Annotated in this window: 12 protein-coding genes; 5 read left to right on the top strand and 7 right to left on the bottom strand. The window is 65.6% G+C overall.

What is annotated here, in order from left to right; genetic code table 11:
• Window positions 1–71 precede the first annotated feature (71 nt).
• From lysW to AV929_RS13965, 5 genes are all read right to left on the bottom strand, one after another.
• The gene (gene lysW / locus AV929_RS13985) at window positions 72–236 is read right to left on the bottom strand and encodes a lysine biosynthesis protein LysW (RefSeq protein WP_004959888.1); all 165 of its coding nucleotides are present in this window, start codon (window positions 234–236) and stop codon (window positions 72–74) included.
• A gap of 165 nt (window positions 237–401) precedes the next feature.
• The gene (gene argH, locus AV929_RS13980; RefSeq protein WP_064288550.1) at window positions 402–1,928 is read right to left on the bottom strand and encodes an argininosuccinate lyase; all 1,527 of its coding nucleotides are present in this window, start codon (window positions 1,926–1,928) and stop codon (window positions 402–404) included.
• Window positions 1,929–1,932: 4 nt separating this feature from the next.
• Complete coding sequence (locus AV929_RS13975; protein ID WP_064288549.1) at window positions 1,933–3,201, bottom strand: argininosuccinate synthase; 1,269 nt, start codon at window positions 3,199–3,201, stop codon at window positions 1,933–1,935.
• A gap of 397 nt (window positions 3,202–3,598) precedes the next feature.
• Window positions 3,599–4,387 (bottom strand): hypothetical protein, encoded by a 789-nt coding sequence (locus tag AV929_RS13970; RefSeq protein WP_196219998.1) that lies wholly within the window; start codon window positions 4,385–4,387, stop codon window positions 3,599–3,601.
• A gap of 137 nt (window positions 4,388–4,524) precedes the next feature.
• Window positions 4,525–5,619: a hypothetical protein gene (locus AV929_RS13965; protein WP_064288548.1), complete on the bottom strand. Its 1,095-nt coding sequence runs from the start codon at window positions 5,617–5,619 to the stop codon at window positions 4,525–4,527.
• A gap of 157 nt (window positions 5,620–5,776) precedes the next feature.
• On the opposite strand from AV929_RS13965, the gene AV929_RS13960 reads away from it, so the two are divergent.
• From AV929_RS13960 to AV929_RS13940, 5 genes are all read left to right on the top strand, one after another.
• Window positions 5,777–5,965, top strand: a complete 189-nt coding sequence (locus tag AV929_RS13960) for a hypothetical protein (protein WP_014041693.1) — start codon at window positions 5,777–5,779, stop codon at window positions 5,963–5,965.
• Window positions 5,966–6,004: 39 nt separating this feature from the next.
• Window positions 6,005–6,514, top strand: coding sequence for a 2'-5' RNA ligase family protein (locus AV929_RS13955; protein ID WP_014041694.1), 510 nt, complete (start codon window positions 6,005–6,007; stop codon window positions 6,512–6,514).
• Window positions 6,515–6,702: 188 nt separating this feature from the next.
• The gene (locus AV929_RS13950; RefSeq protein ID WP_014041695.1) at window positions 6,703–7,125 is read left to right on the top strand and encodes a PPC domain-containing DNA-binding protein; all 423 of its coding nucleotides are present in this window, start codon (window positions 6,703–6,705) and stop codon (window positions 7,123–7,125) included.
• A 1-nt stretch (window position 7,126) separates the two neighbouring features.
• On the top strand, window positions 7,127–11,314 hold the full coding sequence (locus AV929_RS13945) for a DNA-directed DNA polymerase II large subunit (RefSeq protein WP_064288547.1): 4,188 nt from the start codon (window positions 7,127–7,129) through the stop codon (window positions 11,312–11,314).
• Window positions 11,315–11,406: 92 nt separating this feature from the next.
• Complete coding sequence (locus AV929_RS13940; RefSeq protein ID WP_014041697.1) at window positions 11,407–11,622, top strand: hypothetical protein; 216 nt, start codon at window positions 11,407–11,409, stop codon at window positions 11,620–11,622.
• Between the two features lie 33 nt (window positions 11,623–11,655).
• Here AV929_RS13940 and serA read toward each other — a convergent pair whose 3' ends face one another.
• Entirely contained in the window at window positions 11,656–13,242 is a 1,587-nt protein-coding gene (serA, locus tag AV929_RS13935; RefSeq protein WP_064288546.1) for a phosphoglycerate dehydrogenase, read from the bottom strand.
• Window positions 13,243–13,390: 148 nt separating this feature from the next.
• The gene (locus tag AV929_RS22415; RefSeq protein WP_014041699.1) at window positions 13,391–13,558 is read right to left on the bottom strand and encodes a hypothetical protein; all 168 of its coding nucleotides are present in this window, start codon (window positions 13,556–13,558) and stop codon (window positions 13,391–13,393) included.
• Window positions 13,559–13,927 lie beyond the last annotated feature (369 nt).

The raw sequence follows: 13,927 nt of genomic DNA, 5'->3' as shown, positions 1-13,927 counted from the left end.
TGGGTTCGCGGCTCGCGGCGTCGAGCGCCACGGTCACGTACGGCGCCGAGCGCCGCGCCACCGCGAACACCTCACTCACCCCAGTCCTCTTCGAGCTCGGGTGCGCTGTCGAGCTCGACAGGGTCGGCGCCAACGACTTCCAGTTCGGCACCGCAGGTGGCACAGTCAACGATCTCTCCGACTTCGAGGTTGTCGTGCAGGGACACGTCCGCCCCGCACTCGATGCATTCTGCCATTGTAGTTCATCCTGTGACAGGGATCCACTTAAAGCCTTCGAACATATCAGAATAGTTTAACAAGATATACTGCCTTCTAATCGTATCAAAGCTCCAAATCCGCCACGTTTCCGAATCGTGTATCAGAAGTATGGTATAATTGTCCCGCGAGGGGACGGTGGTCGGTCAGACATATCGGTCCACCTCCGTCTGGCGGCGGTCAGCCGCCTGTGAAACCGCTTGCCAGCGGTCAGTCAGTGCCTCGGTATCCGCCGCGAGCACGTCCTCTGCCGTCGACACCTGCTCGGCGACAGCGTCGGGGGCCGGGCCGCCGCGAGAGTCCCGCATCGCGACACTTTCGGTCGGGTCGAGTGCGGCCTCCAGCGCGTCGCGGTCGACGTAGGCTGACAGAGGCTCGCCCAGCACGTCCTCGGCGACGGCCGACAGTGCCTCGTAGTCGGGCGCGTCTTCCTCGGACCCCAGACCGGCGGCGGCCTCGGCAACGACCTCGTGGGCCGTGCGGAACGGCACACCGGCCATCGCCAGCAAGTCCGCCACGCCAGTCGCCGTCGCAAAGCCATCAGTGGCTGCGGCTTCGAGCGTCTCGGCAGGCCAGTCAGCGGTTGCGACCGCGCCCGCGGCGACTGCCACGCTCTCGGTGACGCTGTCGATGGCGTCCCAAGCGTGGCGACCGGCGCGCTGCAGGTCGCGGTTGTACGCCCGGGGCTGGCCCTTCAGATTGGTCAGCAGGCCGTTCAGCCCGGCGACGGCGTCACCCGTCCGACCGCGGACCAGCTCCAGCGTGTCGGGGTTCTTCTTCTGGGGCATGATCGAGGAGGTCGAGGCGTAGTCGTCGTCGAGGGTGACGTGGCCCTTGCTCGCCATCACGACCACATCCTCGGACAGCCCCGACAGGTTCGTCGCCAGCGTGGCGACGGCGCTGGTCGTCTCGACGAGGAAATCCCGCGTCGCCGAGGCATCCATCGAATTCTCGGCGACGCCCTCGAACCCGAGCAACTCGGCCGTGCGCTCGCGGTCCACATCGAAGGGCGTCCCGGCGAACGCGGCCGACCCGAGCGGGTTCTGGTTGACGCGCTCGTAGGCGTCCAGCAGGCGCGCGGTGTCGCGCTGGAGCGCCTGCTCGTAGGACAGCACCCAGTGGGCGACCGTGGTCGGCTGGGCAGGCTGGAGATGCGTGTAGCCCGGCATCACCGTTTCGCGCTCGGCACGAGCCACCTCGATGAGTTGCTCGCGGGCACCGACGACGGTCTCGACGAGGTCCAGAACGTCTTCGCGCAGGCGGTAGCGGATGCAGGCCGCCACCTCGTCGTTGCGCGAGCGAGCGGTGTGCATCTTCCCGCCGTCCGGGCCGACGCGCTCGATGACCGCACTCTCGATGGCTTCGTGGACATCCTCGCCGTCGGGCAGCGCACCGTGGCCCGCGTCTTCCACGTCCGCGAGCGCGGCCAGCACGTCGCCGGCCGTCTCGCGGTCGATGATCTCCTGTTCGGCCAACATCACGACGTGGGCGCGGTCGACGGCCAGGTCGGCCGCGAAGATGCGCTCGTCGTCGGACAGCGAGGAGAGGAACGACCGGGCGGGCCCGCCCGCGAAGCGGTCGCGGCGGACGACCGTCTCGCCGCTTCGGTCGGCGTCGCCCGCTGTGGCCGCGTGGTCCGCGTCCGCCGTCTCGTGGTCCTCGCCGTCGCTCATTCGCTTACTCCTCCGTGTCCTCAGTCGCGGCGTCAGATTGGTCGCCGCTGCCGTCCGTTACGGCAGCGCCCTTCTTCGCGTCGTCGAGGATCTTGTTCGCGAGGCGGGACTGGAAGCCGTGGTACTTCGCAACGCCGGTGGCGTCTTGCTGGGTGATCCCGCCGGAGACGTCCTCCTCGTTGAACGAGGCCGCCGACTCGCTGTAGACGGCGTAGTCGGACTCGCGGGAGACCGGGCGGCAGTGACCGCCTTCGAGTTTGACCGTGACGGTACCGGTGACGCGCTCGTTGGTGTCGTCGATGAACGCTTCGAGCGCCCCCGTCAGCGGCGCGTCGACGAGGCCCTGGTAGGCCTTCTGGGACCACTCCTGATCGACCTGGGCCTTGAACTGGCGCTCCTCCTGCGTGAGGACGAGTCCTTCGAGCGCCTCGTGGGCCGTCAGCAGCACCGTCGCTGCGGGGTGTTCGTAGTTTTCGCGGACCTTGAGCCCGAGCATGCGGTCTTCCATCATGTCCGTGCGGCCGATGCCGTGGGCACCCGCTTGCTCGTTGAGTTGCTCGATGAGTTCGACCCCGCCGAGTTCTTCGCCGTCGACAGCAACTGGGATTCCCTCCTCAAACGCGACCTCGACCAGTTCGGCGTCCTTGTCCGAGGGGTTGTCGGTCCACTTGTAGATGTCGTCGGACGGGATTGTACTCGGGTCTTCGAGTTCGGAGCCTTCGATGGAGCGGCTCCAGAGGTTCGTGTCGATGGAGTAGCGGCCGCCGTCGCCACCTTCGACGGGCAGGCCCTTCTCGGCGGCGTACTCGTTTTCCCATTCGCGGGTCAGTCCGAGTTCACGGACCGGTGCGATGACATCGAGGTCGGAGTCGCGCCAGACGGCCTCGAAGCGCAGTTGGTCGTTGCCCTTGCCAGTACAGCCGTGGGCGACGGCCGAGCAGCCCTCCTCTTCGGCGACTGAGAGAATGGCTTTGGCGATGACCGGGCGCGCGAGGGCGGTTCCGAGCGGGTAGCCCTGATAGTCGGCGTTAGCCTTGACGGCCTCCATACAGAGGTCCGCGAACTCCTCGGTGGCGTCGACGACGTGCTGTTCGACGCCCAGCGCTTCGGCGGTCTCCTCGGCCTCCTCGAACTCGTAGTCGGGCTGGCCGACGTCGACGGTGACGCCGATGACCTCGTCGTAGCCGTACTCTTCTTTCAGCAGCGATACGCAGACTGTCGTGTCGAGCCCGCCCGAGAAGGCGAGCGCGACGGTTCCGTTTCCTTCTGGCATGGATGTGTTCTGAATTGGTTCCGTGGTGTGCCTGTCGGTTTCTCGATCGAACAACAGATCGAGTATCCCATCGAACCGACGACGACGGCGTCTAGCGGCGAAACGAACCTGTCGAATGAAGAGTAAGTAGTAGTGGGCCTAGAAACGGCCCGGTCGTCGTCGTGGGGAGAAACGGAGGGACCCCTCGCTGTCCGCAGCGAGCATCGTGGAGCGAGAGGTCCGCGTCATGTACTTTCTGCTGTGTGACTCGGGTACTAATAGTTTCCGTGTTCACAGTGGCGTGTGTATGGTCCCCAGACACATGGACACAGTAGCCATCGCGTCGCCCGTAGCGGCCAGTAGCGACACGCAGACCGCTGTGTGACGAGGTTAAACAGTATCTTCGACTTCTTTTGTGCTATTGGCCAGCGTCGACAGTGTCGGACCCGACGTCGGTCGGCGGCTCAGTTTCACCGCCATCGGTGGCCGTCTCGTTGGCCGGCGTGGCATCAATATCGTCTGTCCGTTCACCTGCCTGAGTTCGTTCCCGCTCGACCCCGGGACGGTCGTCTGCCTCGGAGCGGTTCACCGCATCGCCGCCACGGTCGCCGGCAGCGTCAGGTCGAGCCTGCTGTCCGACGTTCGGCCCGGCGATACCCTGTGCGATAGCGGCGACGTCCGGACCACTCAGTTCGCTCGCGCGCTGTGAGAGGGTCTTGATTGCCGCCGCGTCGACGCCCTGCCTATCCAGGGCTTCGGCGGGGAGCTGGCTGGCGGTTTCGTTCGTTTCGTTAGCCAGTCGCTGGACGTTCTTCGTTTCGGCGTGGAGCTGTGCAGCCTTCGCCCGGTACTCGCCCTCCCTCATCGAGCCGTTCTCGCGGGCCTCGGCGAGCGCCTGCTTGCGCTGTTGGAGTTCCGCGAGCCGGGCCTCGGAGTCGTTCACCTGGTCGGCGACGACGGACGCCTTCGCGGCGTCAGTGTTCGCCTGCGCGATGCGGACCCCGAACGTCCGGGACTGGACCTCACCGTCAAGTTCGGCTTCCTGCACGCTGACGACGCCCGCCAGCTGTGCGCCGGGGGGCGTCGCGTTCTCGTCGGCCTGTTCGGTCACCGTTTCAGTCTCCTGTGCCATCGTCGCGGCGGGCACCGCGGCGAGCGTGCTCACCACGAGCACGACTGCCAGCAATACCGGAGTGGCTCGTCTCATTATAGCCGTTACTTGACCACCGAACACCCTATAAACAGGAGTCAGTGATGCCGGGTTAGCGCCGATTAAGCCGAATTAAAACCGCCCGGCAGCAGTGATATGAGACGGCAGATTCCAGTAAACGGTCGGTTCCTTTATCACTGGGTTTCGCCGCCGCTGTCGGCTCCGTCGCTCCCGTCACCCTCCCCACCAGTCACGTCGGTGTCCGGCAGCGTCACCACGTTCTCGCGGCCGATGCGGAACGTCTCGACTTTGTCTTCGTCGCGCAGGCCCCCGATGACCTGACTCGTCTTGGCGTCGGTCCAGTCAAGTTCGCCGGCCACCTGCTGCTGTTTGAGCCGCCCGCCGTTGGATTCGAGCAGTTGCAGGACCTGCTCCTCGTTGCTCAGGAGTTCGGCCGGTGGTGCGCCAGCGTCGGCGTCCGTCACGGCGGCCGGCTCCGCTTCAGACTCGTCCGAGTCGACCATCGACGCCGGCGGTTCGGCCGGCTTACCGCCGCCGAGCACGCCGTACCGCCGAAGGGCATACGCTGCGGCGGCGATACCGACCAGCGCGAGGAGTCCGCCGACGAGGAGTCCGTTCGATTCGTCCTCCCCGTCAGCGGCGTCCCCCGGACTGACGACCACTCGCGGCTCGTTTTCCCCGAACGTCTGCTGGCCGCGCCAGGTGACAGAGGCGTTCTCCCGTTCGTCGGCCTGTGGCGCGACGGAGTCAGCCTGATAGTCCGCCGGCCAGCGCACGGTCAACGAGGTCTCGCTGTCCAGAAACAGCCCCGAGAGCGCGTCGCCGATTTCGATGCGGTCGCCGGAGACGCCGGCGAAGTTCGTCCACTGGAACCGATAGGTGATGACGCCGTACGTCTGGCCGAACGTCTCCTCGCGCGCGCTCACGGTGACGTTCTCGATGGCCATCTCGCGGCCGGTCGTGTTTTCGGCTGCCCCGGCAGTGTCCTGCATCCGGTTCTCGAAGCGGTCCGTGTACGCCGACGGGTTGGCCTGAATATCCGTCCGCAGGTCCTCGAATGCCTGCGTTGCGTTATCGTCGTCGAGTCGAATTCGGTAGGCGACCGTCCAGTCGGCCGTTCCATCGGAGTCCACGTCCGCCGTCATCACGACCACATCCGCGTCGACGGACTGCTGGCCGAGGCTGCCGAAACCGACTCCGGTCGCTGTCGGTACAAGCAATGCTATCGCGACGAATACGACTACTAGCGTTCCAGCGCTCCGGCCCATCCTACCGCGGCTATCCCCTCAGCAGGTATATCGTTTATTGCCGATTGTGTGAACTGATAGTCAGGGGCCTTACATCCCAGGCAAGTTTGGTAGTTGGACTGGATCGCCTGCCCCCATGGCCACAAGGGGTTTGCCCCGCGAGGGAATCCTATCGAGCATGGACAGAGCCAAACTCGACGTGGACACTCTGCTGAAGATTGTCCTTGTCCTCATTGTGGTCTGGCTAGGGCTCGAAGTGCTCGATACAGCGCTCGGGCTGTTGACCGGCCTGCTCGGCATACTACAGCCGTTCCTCGGCGTGATTCTGATCGTCCTCATCGTCCTGTGGCTGCTCGACCGGCTGTAGGACCGCGCTCTTTTTGCCCACAGCGGACGAGCGCCCACTGTGTACAGCATCAACGTCCCGCTCCCGTCGGCAGTCACGTCGCTGGCGGCCGACCTCGCGGCCGACCTGCCGCTCGCACAGCGGCGGGGACGGGGCGAGCACACGCTGGTCGCCAAGCGACTGGGCGGCGGCGACCACACGGCCTACGCACGGCTGGAAGCGCAGGGACGTGAGGCGCTTCGCGGCCAGTCGGCGTTCGAGGCGCGGATTTCGGGCGTCGAGCAGTTCGAGACGGCCGTGACCGGTCCATCACCGGTGGTGTATCTCGCCGTCGAGAGCCCGGGGCTTGTCGCCCTGCACGAGCGGCTCTGCGAGCGGTTCGATCCCGTCGACGAAATGGAGGGCGACGCGTACGTCCCGCACGTAACCGTCGCCCGCGGCGGGGACCGCGACGCGGCCGCTCGGCTGGTCGAGCGGGACATCGAGCCGATCCGGTGGACCGTCGACGAACTCTCGTTCTACGACGCCGACCGGAACCATCCGGTCAGTCGGGTGTCGCTGCCGGGATAACGCCGGTCGGTCGTCTGTCCCGGCACAATGGCGAACAGGCGGCACGGGTCGGTCCCGGCGCGGTGTGCCGCGCAATCGCTGAGCGCGCCGGGTCGTGGCTACGTCACGGCGGCGGTAATCCCGGCCTCGGATATAAACGGTCGCACCGAAAGCAACGCTTTTGGAGCGGCCTGCCATCGAGTACGTATATGGATTACCGGGAAGTCGACAGTACGTCCGAGTACGTCTGCCGACTGGCACACGGCGCGGACTGGCGGGGCGAAATCGAGGCCTTCGCGGACGAACAGGGCATCGACGCCGGCTTCTTCTACGGGCTCGGGGCGGTCCAAGACGCGGAGCTCATGTTCTACGACCAGGACCGGACCGAGTACGACTCGGTGACCTTCGACGAACCGCTGGAAGTCGCCGCCTGTATGGGCAACATCTCGCAGCTGGACGGAGAGCGGTTCGCCCACACCCACGCTGTTCTCTCGCGGCCCGACGGCGAAGCGATTGCCGGCCACCTGAACGCCGGCACCGTCTGGGCGGGCGAACTGTACGTCCGCGGATTCGATACAGAGCTCAAGCGGGAGCACGACGAGCCAACCGACCTGGACCTCTGGAATATCTAAGATGCGAGAGGCCGACGAACAGTACTTCGAAACGCTGGAAACACAGCTCGAAGCCGCCTTCGACGTCGCCGAGCGGGCCAAAGAGCGCGGCGGTGACCCGAAGCCGGAGGTCGAGATTCCAACCGCGCGCGACATGGCAGACCGGGTCGAGAACATCCTCGGCATCGACGGCGTTGCCGAGCGGGTTCGAGAGCTGGAGGGGCAGATGTCCCGCGAGGAGGCCGCGCTGGAACTGGTCGAGGACTTCGTCGAGGGGACTGTCGGCGACTACGACAGCCGCGAAGGGAAAGTCGAGGGCGCGGTCCGGACCGCCGTTGCCCTGCTGACCGAGGGCGTCGTCGCCGCACCGATCGAGGGCATCGACCGCGTCGAACTGCTGGAAAACGACGACGGGACGGAGTTCATCAACGTCTACTACGCCGGCCCGATTCGGTCGGCTGGCGGGACCGCGCAGGCGTTGTCGGTGCTGGTCGCCGACTACGCCCGCGCACTGCTGGGCATCGACCAGTACAAGGCCCGCGACGACGAGATCGGGCGCTACGCCGAGGAGATCGATCTCTACGACAAGGACACCGGGCTGCAGTACTCGCCCAAGGAGAAGGAGACGAAGTTCATCGCCGAGCACATGCCGATCATGCTCGACGGCGAAGCGACCGGCGACGAGGAAGTCTCGGGCTATCGGGACCTCGAACGCGTCGACTCGAACTCGCCGCGCGGCGGGATGTGTCTGGTACTGGCCGAAGGGATTGCCCTGAAAGCGCCGAAGATCCAACGCTACACCCGGAACCTGAACGAGGTCGACTGGCCGTGGCTGCAGGACCTCATCGACGGGACCATCGGCAAGGACGAGGCCGACCAGGCGGACGGCTCGGAAGACGCGAGTCGAGACGACGCGAGCGAGGGAGCGGACGACGGCGGCGAGGACGAGAGTGACGAGCAGGACGGACCGCCCCGCGTCGAGCCAGCCGACAAATACCTCCGGGACCTCATTGCCGGCCGGCCAGTATTCTCTCACCCGTCGAAGGCGGGCGGATTCCGGCTTCGTTACGGGCGGTCACGTAACCATGGCTTCGCGACCGCCGGCGTCCATCCGGCGACGATGCATCTCGTCGACGACTTCCTCGCGACTGGGACCCAGATCAAGACCGAGCGGCCGGGGAAAGCCGCCGGTGTCGTGCCGGTCGACACTATCGAGGGGCCGACCGTCCGCCTTGCCAACGGCGACGTGCGCCGCATCGACGATGCCGAGGAGGCGCTGGAAGTCCGCAACGGCGTCGAGAAGATACTCGACCTGGGCGAGTACCTGGTCAACTACGGGGAGTTCGTCGAGAACAACCACCCGCTCGCGCCGGCCTCTTACACTGTCGAGTGGTGGGAGCAGGACCTCAATGCCGCGGGCGCGGACGTGCAGGCGATGCAGGACTCGCCCCACGTCGACCTCGCCGACCCGAGCGCCGAGGAGGCAATCGAGTGGGCGACCGACTACGACGTGCCGTTGCACCCGAAATACACCTACCTCTGGCACGACGTGAGCGTCGACCAGGTGTGCGCGCTCGCCGACGCCGTCGAGGACGCACAGGTCGCACAGGCCGACGGTGCGTACGCCGACCCAGAGATGGACGGCACAGCGGGCGACGGACGCAGTGACGACGGCGCGCTCGTCTTGCCACGGAGCGACACCGTCCAGCGGACGCTCGAACACCTGCTCATCGAGCACACGCAGAGCGAGGACACGATTACGGTCACCGACTGGGTACCGCTGGTGCGCACGCTCGGGTTCTCCCGGTCGCTGGAGCGGGACTGGACACCATCGGACCTCTCCGAGCACGCCCGGACCTACGGCGACAGCGAGTCGCTCGACGCAATCGGGGTTGCCGAAGACGCCGAGCGCGAAGACGGCCAGAACGCAATCAAGGCGATCAACGAGATCGCGCCGTTTCAGGTCCGGGAGCGAGCCCCGACCCGCATCGGCAACCGGATGGGTCGCCCCGAGAAATCCGAGCGGCGGGACCTCTCGCCGGCCGTCCACACGCTCAGCCCCATCGGCGAGGCCGGCGGCGCACAGCGGGACGTGGCCAAGGCGACGAAGCACGCGGACGGGATGAGCGACACGCCCGGCCACGTCGAGGTGGAGATCGCCCGCCGGCGCTGTCCCGACTGCGGAACCGAGACCCACCAGGCGGGCTGTCCCGACTGTGGCGGCACCACCGAACCGGTGTACGTCTGTCCCGACTGCGAGGCCGAGGTCGAACGCGACGAGTCCGGCCGCGCGGAGTGTACGCGCTGTGAGACGCTCGCCTCGCCGACCCAGTACAAGGTACTCGACCTGCAAGAGGCCTACCGCGATGCCCTGCAGAACGTCGGCGAGCGCGAGACAGCCTTCGAGCAACTGAAAGCGGTCAAGGGGCTCACCTCCGAGGAGAAGGTCCCGGAGCCGATGGAGAAAGGTATCCTTCGAGCGAAACACGACGTGTCGGCGTTCAAGGACGGGACAGTGCGCTACGACATGACGGACCTGCCGGTGACGGCGGTCCGAGCCTCGGAACTGGACGTCTCCGCCGAGCGACTCCGAGGGCTGGGCTACACGGAGGACATCCACGGCGATCCGCTGACTCACGATGACCAGCTGGTCGAACTGAAGGTCCAGGACATCGTCCTCTCGGACGGCGCGGCCGAGCACATGCTCCAGACCGCTCGCTTCGTCGACGACCTCTTAGAGCAGTACTACGGGCTGGAGCGGTTCTACGAGTTCGACGACCGCGAGGACCTCGTCGGCGAACTCGTCTTCGGGATGGCCCCCCACACCAGCGCGGCGACGGTCGGGCGCGTGGTCGGCTTCACCTCCGCCGCCGTCGGCTACGCGCATCCGTACTTCCACGCCGCCAAACGCCGGAACTGCTTCCACCCGGACACGCGGCTGTGGTACGAAGACGAGAATGACGACTGGGAGTACGGGACCATCGAGGAACTGGTCGAAAACCGACTGGATGACCCCGACGAGGACGACTTCGGGACGCTCGTTCAAGAGTTAGACGGCGACCTCACCGTGTCGTCGCTGGGCGAGAACGGTCCCTGTCGCCAGCCCGTCGACGCCGTCTCGAAACACCCCGCGCCGGACCACCTCGTCGAGATTTCCGTCGGCGACCGAACCCTCAGGGTTACGCCCGACCACACGATGCTCCGTGCCGGCTCCGATGGGATTGAGGAAGTCCCGGCGGGCGACCTGACTGCCGGCGACGAACTCCCTGCCTACGATGGCGGCGAGACGACCACGATGACGGCACGCGGCGAGGCCTCGACGGCAGCAACCGACGGCGCAGCCCCGACAGACACCGTCGAGACCGTCGAGTACGTCGAGAGCAACGTGGACCACGTCTACTGTCTCACGGTCGCCGACACGCACCGCGTTGCCGTCGAAGGAACCTATGTCGGCCAGTGCGACGGCGACGAGGACTGCGTAATGCTCCTGATGGACGGCCTGCTGAACTTCTCGAAGTCCTACCTCCCGAACCAGCGCGGCGGACAGATGGACGCCCCGCTGGTGATGTCCTCTCGCATCGACCCCAGCGAAATCGACGACGAGGCCCACAACATGGACATCATGTCGTCCTACCCTCGGGAGTTCTACGAGGCCACCCGCGAGATGAAGGACCCGACCGAGGTCGAGGACGTGATGAAGATCGCCGAGGAGACGCTGGGGACCGACCGCGAGTACACCGAGTTCCGCCACACCCACGACACGGCGAACATCGCCGCCGGGCCGGACCTCTCGGCGTACAAGACGCTCGGGTCGATGGAGGACAAGATGGACGCCCAGCTCGAGATTTCCCGGAAGCTCCGGGCCGTCGTCGAGAGCGACGTGGCCGAGCGCATCATCGAGTACCACTTCCTGCCGGACCTCATCGGGAACCTCCGGGCGTTCTCCAGGCAGGAGGTCCGCTGTCTGGACTGCGGGGAGTCGTTCCGCCGCGCGCCTCTGACCGGCGACTGCCGAGAGTGTGGCGGCCGCGTCAACCTCACCGTCCACGAGGGCTCGGTCAACAAGTACATCGACACGGCCATCCGCGTCGCCGACGAGTTCGGAGCCCGCGACTACACGAAACAGCGGCTCAAGATACTGGAACGGAAAATAGAGTCGGTGTTCGAAAACGACCACAACAAGCAGTCGGGCATCGCCGACTTCATGTGAGCGACAGCGTCACCCGGACGTATCAGGTCGACAGACGGGCGCGTGACGGTCGTCCGACGGGTGTTTTTGCCCGTGGCGGTCCTGTCACGGGTATGGCCTCGTCCCGCGATTCAGCGCCGCCGTTCGACTCCGGGGACCGGTCGGGCTCCCCGTCACCATCGTCCCGACAGACGCCCAGTACGATCTATCAGATACAGATCGCGCTGTTGCGCTCGCAGGTGGCGACACTCGAAACCGCGCTCGAACAGGAGCGCGAACACCGCCAGGCCGTCGTCGACCGGTACGAGCGCCTTATCGACGGCAAATAAACTGCGACTGGCTTTCGAAAAATTCCGCTGACGTTATTCGTCGCCGAGTTCGACGTAGGTGGTCTCGATGATGCGACTGTCGCCGTTGAGTCGCTCGATGATGTCCTGTGGCGGCTGTTCGTCGAGGTTGTAGACGGACAGGGCCTCCCCACCGATGGTCTCGCGGCCGTTGAACATCCCGGCGATGTTGATGTCGGCCTCGCCCAGCACGGTCCCGATGAACCCGATAGTACCGGGCTCGTCGCGATTGCGGACGACCAGCATGTGGCCGTGGGGGACGGCCTCGATACGGTGGTCGTCGATGCGGACGATGCGGGGCTCCTCGCCGCCGAACTGGGTCCCACAGACGGAAACGGACTCCTCACCGTCGGAGACGGTGACGGTGATGAGGCTCTGGTAGTCCTCGGAAGAGCGGGTCTTGGACTCGGTCACGTCAATGCCCCGGTCTTCAGCTATCTGTGGGGCGTTGACGGCGTTGACCTGCAGGTCCGAGGGCGCAAACACACCCTTCAGCGCACTGGCGGTGACGTACTCCACGTCTTCCTCGGCGATGTCGCCGGCGTAGGTGACCTGCACTTCGGACATGTGGCCGCCGAACAACTGGACGGCGATGCGGCCGGCGGTGTCGGCGAGGTCGAGGTACGGCCCGACCTGCTTGAACGTCGCCTCGTCCAGCGACGGCGCGTTCAGGGCGTTGGCGACGGGCTGGCCGTTGGCCGCGGCGATGATCTGGTCGGCCGTGGAGGTGGCGACATTCTCCTGAGCGGCCTCCGTCGACGCGCCCAAGTGGGGCGTGACGATGATGTCCTCGACGTCCAGCAGCGGGCTGTCGTCCGGCAGCGGTTCCTCGCCGAACACGTCGAGCGCTGCGCCCTTCAGGACGCCGTCCTCGACGGCCTCGGCCAGGGCCGGCTCGTCGATGATGCCGCCGCGGGCGCAGTTGACGACGTAGCCGCCGTCGAGTTCGGCGAGCTCTTCCTCGCCGATCATGTTCTCCGTCTCGGGGGTCAGCGGCGTGTGGATGGTGATGAAATCGGACTTGGCGAGACAGTCGTCGAGCTCGTCGACGAGTTCCGCTCCGAACTGGTCAGCGCGCTCTTGGCTGATGTACGGGTCGAACGTGACGATGTCCATGCCCAGGCTGCCGAGTCGCTTGGCGACCTGCTGGCCGACGCGGCCGAAGCCGACGACGCCGAGCGTCTTGTTGTTGACTTCCGTGCCGAGGAACTCACCTTTAGCCCACTCGCCGCTTTTCAGGCGGTCGTGGGCCTGCGGAATGGAGCGAGCCGTGGCAAACGCCATCGCGACGGAGTGTTCTGCGGCGGCGCGGACGTTACCCTCGGGGGCGTTGGCGACGATGACGCCGTGGTCCGTGGCGGCGTCGATGTCGATGTTGTCCACGCCGATGCCGGCCCGGCCGACGATGATGAGGTCGGGCGCGGCCGCAAACACTTCCTCGGTGACTTCGGTGCCCGAGCGGACGATGAGCGCGTTCGCGTCGGCCACCGCGTCGAGGAGCGCGTCGCCCTCGACCTCGTAGGCTGTTTCGACATCGTGGCCCGCCTCACGGAGCCGCGTGAGACCGGCATCAGCGATAGGATCCGTGACGAGTACCTTCATACCGAATCGAACTTACTGGGGCGGCATAACGCTTGTTTTCTCCGTCCGAACGACTGCGTGCGGACACTCGGGACGGAGCGCCCGCGCCGCTGATAGGGTATCCTGCTTGGTGGGACCGTCAGCGAAAATCGAACCGACAGACAGCGGCCTATCGCCAGGCCGGGAGCGAGGCAGCGTCCGCGAGCGGGGTTGTGAGATAGGCGTCGTCTCGGGTCACGTCAGCGACGATAAACTGATCCGTTGGACCCTCTTCGACGGATGCCATGATATCTCCGTCCGCGACCATCTCAACCGGAGCGACAGTATCCGACTCCATGCATGATAATATGTAACAACCATATAAAAACTTAGCGAAACCCATAGAGGGCAGGAGTATGATCCAGAGCCAACTGTCTGACAATAGTTCGTATCCTGTCAGTACTGGGACGAGATGGTTCGTGGCCCATACGGATAGGGCCTTACATCTCAACCATTAGAGTCTGCCTCCGCAGTTCTATTCATACCCAGATTCGGAATATCAATATGACAGAAAGCGTAGTTGTTTCCGGGGCGGTGCAGTCCCTGGGTTTCCGAGATGGCGTCTGCGCGGTCGTCGGCGATAGCCGATGGCCGCCCGGCGTGCTACCCGGATGCCGAAAACGGACGGATGTTAAGGACTTAGTAGATGCGGGAAGGAAGTTCTGGC

The sequence above is a fragment of the Haloarcula sp. K1 genome (assembly GCF_001647155.1).
Taxonomy (GTDB): domain Archaea; phylum Halobacteriota; class Halobacteria; order Halobacteriales; family Haloarculaceae; genus Haloarcula; species Haloarcula hispanica.
Note: the sequence above shows the minus strand (reverse complement) of the source record. Positions and strands in the feature narration are given on the sequence as shown.

What these genes read in the sequence shown, in the direction of transcription:
- lysW (WP_004959888.1), bottom strand. Translation starts at nt 236, where the DNA reads ATGGCAGAATGCATCGAGTGCGGGGCGGACGTGTCCCTGCACGACAAC.
- argH (WP_064288550.1), bottom strand. Translation starts at nt 1,928, where the DNA reads ATGAGCGACGGCGAGGACCACGAGACGGCGGACGCGGACCACGCGGCC.
- AV929_RS13975 (WP_064288549.1), bottom strand. Translation starts at nt 3,201, where the DNA reads ATGCCAGAAGGAAACGGAACCGTCGCGCTCGCCTTCTCGGGCGGGCTC.
- AV929_RS13970 (WP_196219998.1), bottom strand. Translation starts at nt 4,387, where the DNA reads ATGAGACGAGCCACTCCGGTATTGCTGGCAGTCGTGCTCGTGGTGAGC.
- AV929_RS13965 (WP_064288548.1), bottom strand. Translation starts at nt 5,619, where the DNA reads ATGGGCCGGAGCGCTGGAACGCTAGTAGTCGTATTCGTCGCGATAGCA.
- AV929_RS13960 (WP_014041693.1), top strand. Translation starts at nt 5,777, where the DNA reads ATGGACAGAGCCAAACTCGACGTGGACACTCTGCTGAAGATTGTCCTT.
- AV929_RS13950 (WP_014041695.1), top strand. Translation starts at nt 6,703, where the DNA reads ATGGATTACCGGGAAGTCGACAGTACGTCCGAGTACGTCTGCCGACTG.
- AV929_RS13945 (WP_064288547.1), top strand. Translation starts at nt 7,127, where the DNA reads ATGCGAGAGGCCGACGAACAGTACTTCGAAACGCTGGAAACACAGCTC.
- AV929_RS13940 (WP_014041697.1), top strand. Translation starts at nt 11,407, where the DNA reads ATGGCCTCGTCCCGCGATTCAGCGCCGCCGTTCGACTCCGGGGACCGG.
- serA (WP_064288546.1), bottom strand. Translation starts at nt 13,242, where the DNA reads ATGAAGGTACTCGTCACGGATCCTATCGCTGATGCCGGTCTCACGCGG.
- AV929_RS22415 (WP_014041699.1), bottom strand. Translation starts at nt 13,558, where the DNA reads ATGGAGTCGGATACTGTCGCTCCGGTTGAGATGGTCGCGGACGGAGAT.